This window comes from Actinoplanes siamensis (assembly GCF_016862395.1).
In the GTDB taxonomy this organism is placed as follows: domain Bacteria; phylum Actinomycetota; class Actinomycetes; order Mycobacteriales; family Micromonosporaceae; genus Actinoplanes; species Actinoplanes siamensis.
In genome coordinates this window covers 16,726-31,015 of the sequence record NZ_BOMW01000061.1, presented here as the reverse complement: position 1 = coordinate 31,015, position 14,290 = coordinate 16,726, and the positions used below count along the sequence as shown (strand labels likewise).

The 14,290-nt window shown below is 71.1% G+C and carries 11 protein-coding genes; 8 read left to right on the top strand and 3 right to left on the bottom strand.

What is annotated here, in order from left to right; all coding sequences use genetic code 11:
• The first annotated feature begins 327 nt into the window (after window positions 1–327).
• Window positions 328–1,917 carry a cellulase family glycosylhydrolase gene (locus tag Asi03nite_RS28990; protein WP_203683658.1) on the top strand — a complete coding sequence of 530 codons (1,590 nt, stop codon included), beginning with the start codon at window positions 328–330 and terminating at the stop codon, window positions 1,915–1,917.
• Entirely contained in the window at window positions 1,914–3,056 is a 1,143-nt protein-coding gene (locus Asi03nite_RS28985; protein ID WP_203683657.1) for a cellulose-binding domain-containing protein, read from the top strand. Before Asi03nite_RS28990 ends, Asi03nite_RS28985 begins: the two co-directional genes overlap by 4 nt.
• On the opposite strand, the gene Asi03nite_RS28980 is transcribed toward Asi03nite_RS28985, so the two are convergent.
• The 3 genes from Asi03nite_RS28980 to Asi03nite_RS28970 all read right to left on the bottom strand — a co-directional run bounded on the left by Asi03nite_RS28980 (window position 3,053) and on the right by Asi03nite_RS28970 (window position 6,401).
• Entirely contained in the window at window positions 3,053–4,252 is a 1,200-nt protein-coding gene (locus Asi03nite_RS28980; protein ID WP_239103006.1) for a glycosyltransferase, read from the bottom strand. The two genes, Asi03nite_RS28985 and Asi03nite_RS28980, sit on opposite strands and share 4 nt — an antisense overlap.
• A 425-nt stretch (window positions 4,253–4,677) precedes the next feature.
• Window positions 4,678–6,024, bottom strand: coding sequence for a cellulase family glycosylhydrolase (locus Asi03nite_RS28975; protein WP_203683655.1), 1,347 nt, complete (start codon window positions 6,022–6,024; stop codon window positions 4,678–4,680).
• Between the two features lie 89 nt (window positions 6,025–6,113).
• A complete protein-coding gene (locus Asi03nite_RS28970) occupies window positions 6,114–6,401 on the bottom strand; it encodes a hypothetical protein (protein ID WP_203683654.1) in 288 nt (95 codons plus the stop codon).
• On the opposite strand from Asi03nite_RS28970, the gene Asi03nite_RS28965 reads away from it, so the two are divergent.
• The 6 genes from Asi03nite_RS28965 (at window position 6,400) to Asi03nite_RS28940 (ending at window position 14,189) form a co-directional block, all read left to right on the top strand.
• On the top strand, window positions 6,400–6,996 hold the full coding sequence (locus tag Asi03nite_RS28965) for an HD domain-containing protein (protein WP_203683653.1): 597 nt from the start codon (window positions 6,400–6,402) through the stop codon (window positions 6,994–6,996). The two genes, Asi03nite_RS28970 and Asi03nite_RS28965, sit on opposite strands and share 2 nt — an antisense overlap.
• A gap of 396 nt (window positions 6,997–7,392) precedes the next feature.
• Entirely contained in the window at window positions 7,393–8,631 is a 1,239-nt protein-coding gene (locus tag Asi03nite_RS28960) for a glycosyltransferase (RefSeq protein ID WP_203683652.1), read from the top strand.
• Window positions 8,628–10,253 (top strand): glycosyltransferase family protein, encoded by a 1,626-nt coding sequence (locus Asi03nite_RS28955; RefSeq protein ID WP_239103005.1) that lies wholly within the window; start codon window positions 8,628–8,630, stop codon window positions 10,251–10,253. Before Asi03nite_RS28960 ends, Asi03nite_RS28955 begins: the two co-directional genes overlap by 4 nt.
• Window positions 10,250–11,497 (top strand): polyprenol monophosphomannose synthase, encoded by a 1,248-nt coding sequence (locus Asi03nite_RS28950; protein WP_239103004.1) that lies wholly within the window; start codon window positions 10,250–10,252, stop codon window positions 11,495–11,497. Before Asi03nite_RS28955 ends, Asi03nite_RS28950 begins: the two co-directional genes overlap by 4 nt.
• Window positions 11,494–13,647 carry a galactose oxidase early set domain-containing protein gene (locus tag Asi03nite_RS28945; protein ID WP_203683651.1) on the top strand — a complete coding sequence of 718 codons (2,154 nt, stop codon included), beginning with the start codon at window positions 11,494–11,496 and terminating at the stop codon, window positions 13,645–13,647. The genes Asi03nite_RS28950 and Asi03nite_RS28945 overlap by 4 nt, the downstream gene beginning before the upstream one ends.
• Entirely contained in the window at window positions 13,644–14,189 is a 546-nt protein-coding gene (locus Asi03nite_RS28940) for a hypothetical protein (RefSeq protein WP_203683650.1), read from the top strand. Before Asi03nite_RS28945 ends, Asi03nite_RS28940 begins: the two co-directional genes overlap by 4 nt.
• Window positions 14,190–14,290: the final 101 nt, after the last annotated feature.

Sequence of the window (14,290 nt, the reverse complement as noted above, 5' to 3'; positions counted from 1 at the left end):
TCGAGCAGGGTCACCGCGACGGTGTGCCCGAGGCGGGAATCGCGCTGGCCACCCACGGCGCCCCGCGGCGCGGGTCCGGGCGGCCGCTGGAAGGTGCGTCAGGGGAGCTGACGCGCCCGTGGCTCCCAGCCCGCCACGCCGTGCCGGCGGCTGGAGGCCGCTGCCCGGTACGGCCTCAGGCCGAGACTTTCATCCTGTCTTCCTAGGATGCCTTAGGTGTAGTGGCGCGCGGGGCGGGGGCGGGAGAAAACATCGATGGACGTTGTTGCTGGGAGCGCTCCCATGTCAACATGATGTTTCACGCCTTCCGTTCTCGAAGGAGCTCCCATGCAACACCGAAAGTGGCTGGCCGGCCTCACCGCGCTGGCCGCCGCGGCGGTCACCGCGACCGCCGTCGTCACGGCCCAGCCGGCGGCCGCCGCCGGCGGCGGGACCGGGGTCGGTTACCTGCACACCAGCGGCAACAAGATCGTGGACAGCACGGGCGCCACCGTCCGGCTGACCGGCATCAACTGGTTCGGCATGGAGACCGACAACAAGACGTTCCACGGCCTGTGGGCCAGCAACCCGTGGCGCGGCCAGCTCGACACGATGGCCTCGCTCGGGTACAACACGCTGCGGATCCCGTTCTCCGACGACGCGCTCAAGCCGGGCGCCACCGCCACCGGCATCAACGACTTCGTCAACCCGGACCTGGTCGGACTCTCCCCGCTGCAGATCCTGGACAAGGTCGTCGCGTACGCCGGCGACAAGGGCATGCGGATCATCCTGGACCGGCACCGGCCGACATCGGCGGGACAGACCGCGCTGTGGTACACCTCCGCCGTACCGGAAAGCACCTGGATCTCGGACTGGAAAGCGCTCGCCCAGCACTATGCCGGCAACACCACGGTGATCGGCGCCGACCTGCACAACGAGCCGCACGCGGAGGGCACCAACCCGGCCGCCACCGGGGCCTGCTGGGGCTGCGGGGACACCGCCCGCGACTGGCGGCTGGCGGCCGAGCGGGCCGGCAACGCGATCCTCGCGGTCCAGCCCAACTGGCTGATCTTCGTGGAGGGCGTGAGCTGCCCGAGCGGCGGCCTCTCCAACGTCTGGGACAACGACACCGGCAACGACGAGGACTGCGGCTGGTGGGGCGGGAACCTGTCCAAGGCGGGGGAGTTCCCGGTACGGCTCAACGTGGCGAACCGGCTGGTCTACTCACCGCACGAGTACGCCACCTCGGTCTACCGCCAGGCCTGGTTCGACGACCCGTCGTACCCGGCGAACCTGCCGGCGATCTGGGACAAGTACTGGGGCTACCTGTACAAGCAGAACCTCGCGCCGATCATGATCGGTGAGTTCGGCACCACGCTGGCCACCGACATCGACAAGGTGTGGCTGCAGAGCCTGATGGCGTACACCGGGACCGGTGTGAACGGGATGTCGTTCACGTACTGGTCGTGGAACCCGAACTCGGGTGACACCGGCGGCATCGCGAACGACGACTGGACCACGGTGAACCAGGCCAAGCAGGCGATCCTGCAGCCGTACCTGATCCCGCCCAGCGGTGGTGGCGGCACCTCCTCGCCGTCGCCGTCCACCTCGGGCAGCGCGCCGGCCACCGGCGCCTGCAAGGCCACCTACACCCAGGACAACGCCTGGCAGGGCGGCTTCCAGGGCCAGCTCAAGGTGCAGAACACCGGCGGCGGCGCGATCAACCCGTGGAAGGTGACCTGGACCTGGCCGTCCGGCGTGACGCTGGGCAGCGGCTGGAACGCGACGGTCACCCAGTCCGGCACGACGGTCACGGCGGCCGCGCCCGGCCACACGCCGTCGCTCGCGGCGGGCGCCTCGGTCACCGTCGGCTTCACCGCCAACGGCACGGCCAGCGCCCCGGCCACCGTGAAGCTCAACGGGGCGGCGTGCTCATGAGGCGCCTACCAGTGCTCTCCGTGGTCGCCCTGACCGGGGCCGCCCTGGGTGTCGCGGCGCTGGGGCCGGCCCGGGCGGCGGCCGCCACCTGCGCCGTCACGTGGACCGCGAACAGCTGGAACACCGGCTTCACCGCCGACGTCAAGGTCACCAACCTCGGCGCGGCTGTCTCGTCCTGGACGCTGGGCTGGACGTTCTCCGGCAACCAACAGGTCACCTCGGCCTGGAACGCGACAGTGACCCAGTCGGGCGCCACCGCCACCGCCGCGAACGTCGGGTGGAACGGCGCCCTGGGCACCGGGGCGTCGGCGAGTTTCGGCTTCCAGGGGACGTACTCGGGGACCAACCCGGCGCCGACCGCGTTCCGCTTCAACAACGTGGCCTGCGGGGACGACGTGACCCCGTCCCCGTCCCCGTCCGCGTCGTCGCCCTCGCCCAGCCCGTCGGTCAGCACGCCGCCGCCGACGCCCGGCGGTGACGGCTTCGAGACGCAGACCGGCACCGTCCCCACCGGGGCGTGGACGGTGACCAGCCCGGACTGCTCCGGAGCGGGCACCGCCGCGATCGACCGGACCGTCGCCCACAGCGGCACCACCTCGCTGCGGATCAACGGGGCGGCCGGCTACTGCAACCACGTGTTCGCCCGTAACACCTCGCTGGTCGGCGCGGTGTCGAAGGCGTGGTACGTCCGCTACTGGGTGCGGCACACGACCGCCCTGCCCGCCGCGCACGTCACCGCGGTGGCCCTGGCCGACGCCAACGACGGCGGCCGGGACCTGCGGTTCGGCGGGCAGAACGGTGCGCTGCAGTTCAACCGGGCCTCGGACGACGCCACGCTGCCCGAGCAGAGCCCAGCCGGGGTGGCGCTGTCCAGGCCACTGCCGGTGAACACCTGGAACTGCGTCGAGTTCAAGGTGGACGGCGCCAACGGCACCATCGAGACCTGGTTGAACGGCGCCTCGGTGCCCGGCCTGATTGAGGACGGCACACCGACGCACGACATCGACAGCCAGTGGCTGAACAAGACGTGGCGGCCGGCGCTCACCGACCTCAAGCTGGGCTGGGAGAGCTACGGCGACGGCGCGGACACCCTCTGGTACGACGACGTCGCGGTCTCCGCGGCCCGCAACGGCTGCTAGCGGGACGGGTGGCCCGTGTTCTCGCGGGCCACCTCCAGCAGCAGTCCCGCGGCCACGGCCGCGCCGTCGCCGCGGATCGTCCCGGCCATCTCCCGGGCCCGGACCGCGGTGGCCGTGCCCAGCGCCGTGCCCAGCGCGTGCGACAGCGACGCCACGGTCGGCACCGGACCGTCGTGGGCGACGCCGACGCCCAGCTCGGCGATCCGGGCGGCCCAGTGCGGCTGGTCGGCGATCTGCGGGACGATCACCTGCGGCGTGCCGGACCGGGACGCCGTCGTGGTGGTGCCCGCGCCGCCGTGGTGCACGATCGCGGCCACCCGGCGGAACAGCTCCTGCTGGTTCACCTCGCCGACGACGAAGCAGTCGGCCGCGTCGTCGGTCGCGGCCAGCCCGGCCCACCCGCGCGCCAGTACGATGCGCCGGCCCTGGGCACGCACCGCCTCGATGGCGACCTGCGCGATGTCCTTCGAGACATACGCCGCCATGCTGCCGAAACCGACGTACACCGGAGGCTGGCCGGCGTCCAGGAACGCCAGCAGGTCCGCGGGCAGCGGCCGGTCGTCCGGCAGGATCCACGCCCCGGTCTGCACCACGTCGAGCTCGGTGCGGCCCGGCTGCCACGGGCAGAGCACGGGGTCCGCGGCCAGCCACGGCCGGTCGGTGAACACGTAGTCGCGGACGTTACCCACCGGCGGCAGGCCGATCAACGCCCGGTGCCGGTTGACCGCCTCGCCGTACAGCCCGTTCACCCGCTCGGCGTCCTGGGCCCACTGTCCCGTCAGGTCCGTCTCGTCCGCGGTGAGCGGCGGGCCCGGCCGCCGGCCCGGCGGGAGGTGCCGCGAAGGCAGCCCGAGCAGATGGAAGGCGGCCAGCACGTACCGGATCCCCAGCTTGTCCGCCACGTCCCGGGCCCCGGCCGGCATCAGCCCGGTCGCCACGATCGCCCGGCACCCGGGCGCCACCGCGCCCAGCGTCTCGAACCGGGCCGCCACCAGCTCCGGCGCCAGCTTGAACGCGGCCGCCGCGCCGGGCGGCTCCCGCCTGGCCACCACCGACTTCACGGTCGGCCCGAGCGGTACCAGCGGCACCCCGACCCGGTCCAGCAGGGTCACGAAATCGTCGTCCGGCGGGGCGCACACCACTGCTTCCCCGCCCTGTTCCCGGATGGCCACGGCCAGCGCCGCCAGTGGTTCCACATCTCCGCGCGATCCCCAGCTGGTCAACAGCACACGCACTTCGCCAAGCCCCCATTTCCGCACGTCACAACAGTGTGAGGGGCAATTCTGCGGCACTGTGGGCGCCTTGCCGCAAGCCCTGTGTACCGAGCTATGTTTGAAGTGGAGGAGAGCGCCGGGTCCGCGCGACGCCTGCCCGCTCCCGGTTGCCGTCAGCCGCCGGCCACTCTTCTTGCTGCCCGCGCTGCTCGATGCCGCGGCCGCGCTCCCGAGCCCGGGCTGGGAGCCGTGGTTGTCTCGAAGGCCTTGATGACGACCATGACTCCCAGCCGAAAGCTGGCGGCGCGGCCGGAGCCGGGAGCGGGCTGGGGGTCGCGGCGTACCGCCGGAAGAATGGAGGGAAGGGCCGCGCGTGTCGGCGCGACCCTTCCCGCGGGTGCCGGGAATCAGACGGCGGTGCAGCTCACGGCCGGGACGGAGTTCGTGCCGGTCCAGGAGCCGAGGAAACCGAAGGACGTGCTCGCGCCGGCGCCCAGGCCGCCGTTGTAGCCCACGTTCTTCGCGGTGATGCTGGAGCCGCTGCTGGTGACCGTGGCGCCCCAGGCGTTGGAGACGGTCTGGCCGTTGGCGTACGTCCAGGTGACCGTCCAGCCGCTGATCGCGGAGCTGCCCGCGGTCACCTTGACCTCACCCTGGAAGCCGCCCGGCCACTGGCCGGTGACCGTGTACGCCGCCGTGCACTTCTTGCCGGGCGAAGGCGGGCTGCTACTGGTGGACGGCGACGGGCTGCTCGACGACGGGCCGGTGCTGGGCTGCGCGCCGAAGATCGTCGCCTGCCTCGCGGTGGCGGTGATGCCGTTCGGGCCGTCGAAGACCCGGTGGTACCAGGTGGTCTTCTGGTTGACGTCGAAGTTGAGCACCATGTCCAGGATCGGGTCGGTGTTGCCCGACCAGGACCAGCCGAGGTAGCCGAGGTTGCGCTTGACCGCCTCGGCCAGGATCGTCTGGTCGTCGACCTCGCCGCTGGCGAACTGCCAGCCGAACTCGCCGATCACCAGCGGCCAGCCCTTGGACTTGAAGGTGTCCAGGTAGGAGGTGATGGTCGAGGCCTGCGCGTAGACCGCGTACATGTGGATCGACAGCACGGTGTTGTGCTGGGCGTCCGCGTCGAGCACGGTCTGGCCGTTGGCGAGCATCACCTGCTGCCAGTCCTGGCCCCAGTTCGGCGCGTCGATCATCAGCAGGTGCTGGAACCCGTTGTCACGCATTTTCTTGATCGCCGCGGTGGTGGCGGCCGTCCACTGCGCCGGGTTGGTGTTGCCGATCGGCTCGTTGCCGATGTTGATCGCGATGTAGTCCTCCTGGCCGACCAGGACACTCTTCAGGCCGATCCAGTAGTTGACCGCCTGGTCCAGGGTGTACGCGGCGCTGTCCTCGCCGTACCCGGTGGTGTCGTGGTCCTCGAGGACGCAGATCAGCTTGTTGGCCTTGCAGAGCGAGATCACGTTGGCGACGTCGCTCGCGCTGTTCGCCGTCCACCGCCCGCCGCTGAGCACGACCCGGACGGTGTTCGCGCCGGCCGCCTTGATGGCGGCGAACGAGCTGGTCTGACTGGTGTACCAGGTGTGCGCGTGGTTGACGCCACGCATGACGAACTTGGCGCCGTTGGCCTCGTAGATGTCGGTGCCGGAGACGTGCAGGCCGGTGGCCGCGTACGCCGGGTTCCCTAGCGCGAGGACGGCGCCGGCGGCGGCGAGCAGGGCGGCACAGAGCGCGACCAGGACTCTTCGCATGGTCTGCCTCCCCTTCCTGGGGGATCGATGGGGGTCGTTCGGGAGCGCTCCCATAAGGTTGGGGATGTTTCTTCATTTGGTCAAGATAGTCACGTCTGGATTTCGTCCCACCCGCCAAGGCGGCCGATCGGTGCGGCGGACCTCCCGGCCGTACCGGAGAATCGGCCCTGTTCGTAGCGGAGATCTTCGGTCCGGGTGATCCGGCGGGCGGCCGGGATCAACATCGCCGCGGTCGTCAGTAGGACCAGGGCCGCACCGGTCGTGGCGGGCGTGAGAACCGTCGCGGCACGGAACAGGATCGGGTCCTGGTCCACGCGCATCAGCAGCACGCCCAGCGCGACCCCACGCCGGTCCGTCCTGCGATCATGGATGACCATGTGGATCCCCAGCGACACGGAAATCCGGCGGCTGCACGAGCGGGTCGCGCCGACCCCGGAGGCGTTCGACTCGGTGTGGACGCACTGCGAGATCGTCTGCCGGATCGCGGAGCGCCTGCTCGACCGTCTCGATCTCGCGGTGAACATCGACCTGGTACGGGCCGGCTGCCTGCTGCACGACATCGGCGTCTACCGCCTCTACGGCCGCGACGGCGTACTGGACCACCCGAACTACATCCGGCACGGGCTGCTCGGCCACGAGCTGCTGCGGGACGAGGGCTACCCGGACTACCTGTGCCGGTTCTGCTCGTGCCACACCGGGGTGGGCGTGACCCGCTCCGACATCCTGGACCAGGGGCTGCCGCTGCCACCCGGCGAGTACGTCCCGGCGACCGGGGAGGAGGAGCTGGTGATGTACGCCGACAAGTTCCACAGCAAGAAGAGCCCGCCGACGTTCGTGTCCGCCGGCGCGTACTCGGTCGGTGTCGGCCGCTTCGGCCCGGCGAAGGTGGCGCGCTTCGCCGAGCTGGTCGGCACGTACGGCGAGCCGGACCTGTTTCCGCTGGTGGAGGCATATGGGCACGGCCTCGCCTGACCGCCGGCCGCCCGTTGTGGGGCCGGCGTCATCCGTCCGCGGGTGTCGTGAAATAGGTGAGCCGGGTTACCTTCTTTCCGGCAGGCCACTCCTGCGAGGCGTGAGAAATTCTTGCGTCGGCCCTGAGTGAAAAAGGCATCCGCCCGACGGCCGGGGCGGATGCCTTTTCGTGTTTCCGCAGTGATTACCGGCTGTCGGCGATCCGACCGGACTATGCGAGCAAGCGCCACAAAATGGACAATTCAGGTCTTTTTTGCGTCGATCACTGGATCAGGGGAAAAGGCTCTGATCGACTTGAATCGCACCGGACACGGGACGATAAGGTCTCGCCGCAACGCTATTTCTGGTGGCGATTCAACCTTTGCCGAAAGGGCCCCGATCTTGGCTGCCGCCGTCATGATTTCCATTTCTCTCGTCCTCTCCGCATTCGCCGCGGTGACGCTGTGGTGGACGATGCACGCCTGGCGCACCCCGGAGACGCTGGCCGCGACCCGGTTCGCCGAGCCGGACGGCGACCACCGGGTCACGTTCTCGCTGCTCGTGCCGGCCCGGCACGAGCAGGCCGTGCTGGAGCACACGGTGGAGCGGCTGCTGCGCTCCACCCACCAGGGCTACGAGATCATCCTGATCATCGGCCACGACGACCCGGAGACGGCCGAGGTGGCCCACCGGGTCGCGGCGACGGCGCCGGAGCGGATCCTGGTGGTCACCGACGAGAACGCGGTGAAGAACAAGCCACGCGCGCTGAACACCGCCCTGCCGTACGTGCGTGGCGAGGTGGTCGGGGTCTTCGACGCCGAGGACCAGGTGCACCCGGACCTGCTGGAACACGTCGACCACGCGTTCCGCAGCACCGGAGCCGACGTGGTCCAGGGCGGCGTCCAGCTGATCAACTACCACTCCAGCTGGTACAGCCTGCACAACTGCCTGGAGTACTTCTTCTGGTTCCGCAGCCGGCTGCACCTGCACGCCAGCAAGGGTTTCATCCCGCTCGGCGGCAACACCGTGTTCGTCCGCACCGACGTGCTGCGCGGCGCCAACGGCTGGGACGGCACCTGCCTGGCCGAGGACTGCGATCTCGGGGTGCGCCTGTCCAGCCGGGGCGCCAAAGTGGTCGTCGCCTACGAGGCGTCGCTGGTCACCCGTGAGGAGACGCCGGACTCGCTGGGCAGCCTGCTCAAGCAGCGCACCCGGTGGAACCAGGGTTTCCTGCAGGTGCTGCGCAAGGGGGAGTGGCGGCGGCTGCCGCTGCGCCAGCGGCTGCTCGCCCGGTACACCCTGACCGGCCCGTTCCTGCAGGCGTTCTCCGGCGTCGCGATCCCGATCGGCATCGCCCTGGCCCTGCTCGCCGACCTGCCGGTCGGCATCGCGCTGCTCACCTTCGTGCCGGTGGTCCCGATGGCCGCCAACATCGTCTTCCAGACCGTCGGCCTGCGCGACTTCGGCATCCAGTACGGCCTGCGGGTCCGGTGGCGCCACTTCGCCTGGCTGATCCTCGGCGCGTTCCCGTACGCGCTGCTGCTGAGCGTGGCCGCGCTGCGGGCGGTCTGGCGCGAGTACACCGGCCGCCGCGACTGGGAGCTCACCGCGCACGTCGGGGCGCACCTGGGCAACGCCGAGGCGGGCGCCGCGTGACCACCACCAGCGAGTCGCAGCAGACCACCGCGATCATCCCGAAGGCGCGGGGAGGCGTCGTCCCGGCGTCCCGGCCGCGCCTCCCGCTGCCCGATCCCGATGCCGGGCAAAGGCTTGCGAGGGTACGCCGGCGCCGCCTGACCCGCCGCGAGGCCCTGCTCGCCGTGGGCCTGACCGCGCTGGTGCTGCTGGTGCTCGGCGCCAACATCAGCGGCTACCCGATGATCAACGACGACGAGGGCACCTACCTCGCCCAGGCCTGGGCGGTCGCCCACGGGCACGGCCTGGCCCACTACACCTACTGGTACGACCACCCGCCGCTGGCCTGGATCCAGCTGGCCGGCCTCTCCTGGCTGCCCGGCCTGGCCGGCTCCGACGGAGCGACGGTCGCCACGGTGGGCCGCATCGCCATGCTCCCGGTGGTCGGCGCCGTCCTGCTGCTGGTCTACGTGATCTCCCGCCGGCTCGGCATGGCGGTCTGGTCGTCCGCGACCGCCCTTGTCGTCTTCGGGCTGTCCCCGCTCACCGTGGTCATGTACCGCGGCGTCTACCTGGACACCTTCGCCGTGGTCTGGATGCTCGCCGCCCTCGCCCTGGCGCTGTCCCCGCACCGCAACCTGTGGGCCTTCACCGGCGCCGGCGCGGCCACCGCGATCGCGGTGCTCAGCAAGGAGACCATCGTCGTGGCGCTGCCCGCGGTGGTCCTGGCGCTCTGGCAGCACACCGCGCGCAGCTCCACCCGGCCGTGGGCGGTCGGCGGCTACACCAGCGGCCTGGTCCTGGTCGGCGTCTTCTACCCGCTCTACGCGACGCTGCGCGGCGAGTTGTTCCCCGGCGCCGGGCACGTGTCGCTGATCGGCGCCTGGCAGTTCCAGCTGGGCGACCGCGCCGGCAGCGGCAGCATCTTCCACGCCGGTTCGATCGCCAACGGGCTGGTCCGCTCCTGGCTCGACCACGACTGGTTCGTCCTGCTCGGCGGCCTGGCCGCGACGGCCGTCTGCCTGTTCGTACGGCGGCTGCGCCCACCCGCCGTGGCCGGCGCGATCCTGGTGCTGGTCGCCTGCCGGCCCAGTGGCCACCTGCCGGTGATGTACGTCGTACAGCTGCTGCCGTTCTTCGCCATCGCCCTGGCCGGAGTGCTGGACCTGCTGGTCAAGCTCACCCCGGCGGGGCGGTCGCGGCCGGCCGTGCTGGTCGCCCTGGCGCTGCTCGCCGCCACCCTGGTCGCGCCCCGCTGGTATTCCGGCAACAAGCTGGCGGTGACCGCCAACTATCACTCCGGGTACGTGGCCGCCGCTCGGTTCCTGCGCGAGGAGGTGCCGGACCGGGCGCACACCCGGGTCGTCGCCGACGACGTGCTCTGGCTGGAGTGCGTCGACGCCGGATACCAGCCGGACCGGGTCATCTGGTTCTACAAGCTGGACCTGGACCCGGGCGTCGCGGCCACGCTGCCGAACGGCTGGCGCGACGTCGACTACATCGTCTCCACCCCGGCCCTGCGGGGCGACTCGAAGACCCTGCCCGCCGTGAACACGCTGCTGACGAACTCGACGCTGGTGGCCCGCTTCGGCGAGGACGTCGGCCGCATCGAGATCCGCCGGATCACCAAGGAGGCTCCGTGACCACCCAGGCACACGGCCGGGCCGCGGTCGGAGGGCGCCATCAGGCCCCCGTCACGCCCGGTGAGAAGACCCTCTCGCTGGCGGCGTACCGCCGGCCCGGCCGGACCCGGGCGGTGCTGCCCGGCGAGATCGGCGTGCGCCCGGCGCCCACGGTGCTGCGGCAGAGCATCATCGTGCCCACCTACAACGAGCGCGACAACGTCCCGGCGCTGCTGGCGCGGCTGGCGAACGCCCTGCCGCACGACGGCACCGAGATCGTCTTCGTCGACGACAGCACCGACGGCACGCCCGAGGTGATCGTCGCGCATGCCGCGCACTACCCGATCGCGATCACCGTGCACCACCGCGACCAGGGCGTCGGCGGCCTGGGCGGCGCCGTGGTCGAGGGCATGCGGATCGCCCGCGGCGAGTGGATCGTGGTGATGGACGCCGACCTGCAGCACCCGCCGGAGATCGTGCCCGACCTGATCGCGGCCGGGCTGCGCGACGGCGCGGACCTGGTGGTGGGCAGCCGGTACGCCAGCGGCGGCAGCACCGGCGGCCTGGCCGACGGCTATCGCAGACTCGTGTCCCGCGGGTCGACGCTGCTGGTCAAGACCCTGTTCCGGAACAACCTGCTGTCGGTCAGCGACCCGATGAGCGGCCTGTTCGCGATCCGCTCCAGCTCCCTGGATTCCGGGCAGCTACGCCCGCTCGGCTACAAGATCCTGCTGGAGCTGATCGTCCGCAACCGTCCCGGCCGGATTGTCGAGGTGCCGTACACCTTCCAAGCCCGGCACGCCGGCGAGTCGAAGTCGACAGCCGCCGAGGGGATCCGCTTCCTCAAGCACGTCGGCGGGCTGCGTTTCGGCGCCGGCCGGCTGCGGATGCTGGCGTTCGCGCTGATCGGCATCTCCGGGCTGCTGCCCAACCAGGCCGTGCTCTGGTTGCTGCTGACCTGCACCGGGGTGCACTACACGGCCGCCGCGGTGGTGGCCAACGTGGTCGCGGTGGTGTGGAACTTCGCGCTGGCCGACACGCTGCTCTACCGCAACCACCGCAGCCGCGGCCCGGTCAGCCGGTTCAGCAGGTTCCTCCTGATGGGCAACGCCGACCTGCTGCTGCGCATCCCGCTGCTCGCCCTGCTGGTCAGCGGGCTGAGCCTGGGCGTGCTGCTCGGCAACCTGCTGACCCTGCTGGCCTCGTTCGTCGTCCGTTTCCTGATCTCCGACAGGCTGATCTACCTGACCGGGAGGAAGTCTTGACGCCTCACCCGCGGCCGCGTCTCCGGAAGGCCGACCCACCCGGCCGCAAGGAAGCCCCGGCGCCTCGCCCGCGGCCGCTGCTGAGCCGCGCCAACCGGGCGCACATCGCCCAGGTGCTGGTGCTCACCCTCGTACTCACGCTGGCTCTGCCCGGACGCCCGGCGTCAGCCGGCGCGAACCTGATCGCCAACCCCGGCCTGGAGTCCATCGCCGGCGACGGCTTCCCGGTCTGCTGGGAGCAGTCCGGGTACGGCAACAACGGGCACACCTTCGAACTCAGCGCCGACGCGCACAGCGGCGGCCGGTCCATGGCGGTCACCCTGGCCAACGCCGGCGAGGGCGACCGCAAGGCGATGATGCTCGAGGACGCCTCGTGCGCGCCCAACGTCACCCCGGACCACCAGTACGACCTGTCGGTCTGGTACAAGACCAGCACCCCGAGCACGGTCATGACGATGTTCCGGCACGATGTCGCGCGGGGTTGGGTGTACTGGACCGACCTGGCCAGCCTGCCGGTCACAACCGAGTGGGCCAGGCAGACCGTGCGCACCCCGCCGGTCCCGCCGGACACCGACCAGATCGTCTGGGGCGTCACGATCTACGGCAACGGCACCCTCAAGACCGACGACTACACCATGGTGGACGCCACCCAGGCCGCCCCGGAGGGCGCGTGCAGCGCCGGCGACAAGTGCGTCAAGGGCTCCTGGGCGGTGATGCCGTTCCCGTCCACGGTCCGTGCCATCCACGCCGTCCTGCTGCGCAACGGCGACGTGCTGCTGATCGCCGGGTCCGGCAACGACCCGGACGCGTTCGCCGCCAAGACGTTCAAGACCGCGATCTACCGGCCGGGCAGCGGGACGTTCACCCCGGTGGCCACGCCGGAGGACCTGTTCTGCTCCGGGCACGTCCAGCTCAGGGACGGCCGGATCCTGGTGATGGGCGGTAACAAGGACTACTCGGCGGCCGACGGCAGCCACGGGTACAAGGGGCTGCGCAACTCGTACGTCTTCGATCCGGAGACCAGCTCGTACCAGCGGGTCAACGACATGACCGGGGGCAGCTGGTACCCGTCCGCGACGATCCTGGGCAACGGTGACGTGGTCAGCCTCGGCGGCCTCGGCGAGGACTCCAGCGGCACGGTGCTCACCCAGTACTTCTCCGACCGGCAGCAGCGCTGGCTCGGCGTCGGCGAGGCCAAACAGACCTGGGCGTTCTGGGGCCTGTACCCGTCGATGATCCTGATGCAGGACGGCCGGCTCTTCTACACCGGCAGCCACGTCTTCGGCAACGGCCTGTCCGGCACCGGTTCGTCGATCTACGACTACGCCGCCGGCACCGTCACCGAGGTCCCCGGCCTGCGCCGCAAGGACGAGCGGGACCAGTCGATGAGCGTGCTGCTGCCGCCCGCCCAGGACCAGCGGGTGCTCACGCTCGGCGGCGGCAACAACGAGACGAACGTCGACGCGCACCGGCTCACCGACCTGATCGACCTCAAGCAGGCCTCGCCGGTCTACACCGCCGGCCCGCAGATCCCGCAGGGCACGCTGACCGGCGGCACGCCGCAGACCGGGGCGCAGGGCAAGATGTACGTCTCCGCGGTGATCCTGCCCGACGGCAAGGTCTTCGAGACCGGCGGTGGCCTGCACAACCGGGCCGACCCGGTCCACGAGGCGTCGATGTACGACCCGGCCACCGACACGTTCACGCCGGGCATGGCCGTCGACCCGGTGCCGCGCGGTTACCATTCGTCGGCGTTCCTGCTGCCGGACGGCCGGGTCATGGCGATCGGTGACAACCCCGGCAACGGCACCTTCGACATGCGGATCTCGGTGTACTCGCCGCCCTACCTGTTCCGCGGCGCCCGCCCGCAGATCACCGGACTGTCCGGCACGGACTGGACGTACGGCAGCTCCAACACGATCACCGTCGACCAGCCGATCGTGAAGGCGGAGCTGATCCGCCCGGCCGCGGTGACCCACTCCAGCGACCCGAACCAGCGGTTCGTCGACCTGCCGATGACCGTCGACGGCAACCGGATCGCGCTGAACCTGACCAGCAACCCCAATCTGGCGCCACCGGGCTGGTACATGCTCTTCGCGGTCGGCGCCAACGGTGTCCCGTCGGTGGCGAAGTGGGTGAAGGTCGGATGAGCCGGATGCGTCTCACCGCGATCGTGCTGGCGGCCGCGACCCTGTGCGGGGCGGCGGCGTGGACGGTGGTGGCCGACCAGAGCGACGCGCGGGTGGCGAGCACACCGGCCGCGGCCCAGGGGCGGTTGCCGGTCGGCCGGGCCGATCGCGACGGCCGGCAGCGGGCGGGTCTGGGCGCGGCCCCGGCCCCGCCGGTCAGCTCCGCCACGCCGGTCGCTTCGGCGACGCCGGTCACCGAGAGCGCCGTGCGGCCGAGGGCCCACGCCGCTCCGGCTCCGTTCGTCCAGTCGTTCGCCGGCCAGCCCGGCCGGGCCCGGATCAAGCCCGGCAGGTCGCCGAAGAACCCGGTGAAGGTGGCTCCCACGGTGGACGGCTGCGACCGGAACTACGGCACGCGGGCCCAGTGCGTCCCGCTGAACTTCCCGAAGGGCGTGCGGGACCGCTGCGCCTGGCTGAAGGCGCACGGCTTCAGCCGGGTCAAGGTGGTGGTCGAGGACCGCCAGAAGCTCGACCCGGACCGCAACGGGATCGCCTGCGGCTGATCCTCCGGGGCGTGGCCGGGACCCGGTCCGGGTTCCGGCCGCTTCGGGTCGTGCCGGCTTGCTGGTGGTACGCCCGTGCCGGCCGTGCCCGGCTCGGCTCG

Coding starts and splice junctions, on each gene's coding strand:
- Asi03nite_RS28990 (WP_203683658.1), top strand. CDS start 328: ATGCAACACCGAAAGTGGCTGGCCGGCCTCACCGCGCTGGCCGCCGCG.
- Asi03nite_RS28985 (WP_203683657.1), top strand. CDS start 1,914: ATGAGGCGCCTACCAGTGCTCTCCGTGGTCGCCCTGACCGGGGCCGCC.
- Asi03nite_RS28975 (WP_203683655.1), bottom strand. CDS start 6,024: ATGCGAAGAGTCCTGGTCGCGCTCTGTGCCGCCCTGCTCGCCGCCGCC.
- Asi03nite_RS28965 (WP_203683653.1), top strand. CDS start 6,400: ATGTGGATCCCCAGCGACACGGAAATCCGGCGGCTGCACGAGCGGGTC.
- Asi03nite_RS28970 (WP_203683654.1), bottom strand. CDS start 6,401: ATGGTCATCCATGATCGCAGGACGGACCGGCGTGGGGTCGCGCTGGGC.
- Asi03nite_RS28960 (WP_203683652.1), top strand. CDS start 7,393: ATGATTTCCATTTCTCTCGTCCTCTCCGCATTCGCCGCGGTGACGCTG.
- Asi03nite_RS28940 (WP_203683650.1), top strand. CDS start 13,644: ATGAGCCGGATGCGTCTCACCGCGATCGTGCTGGCGGCCGCGACCCTG.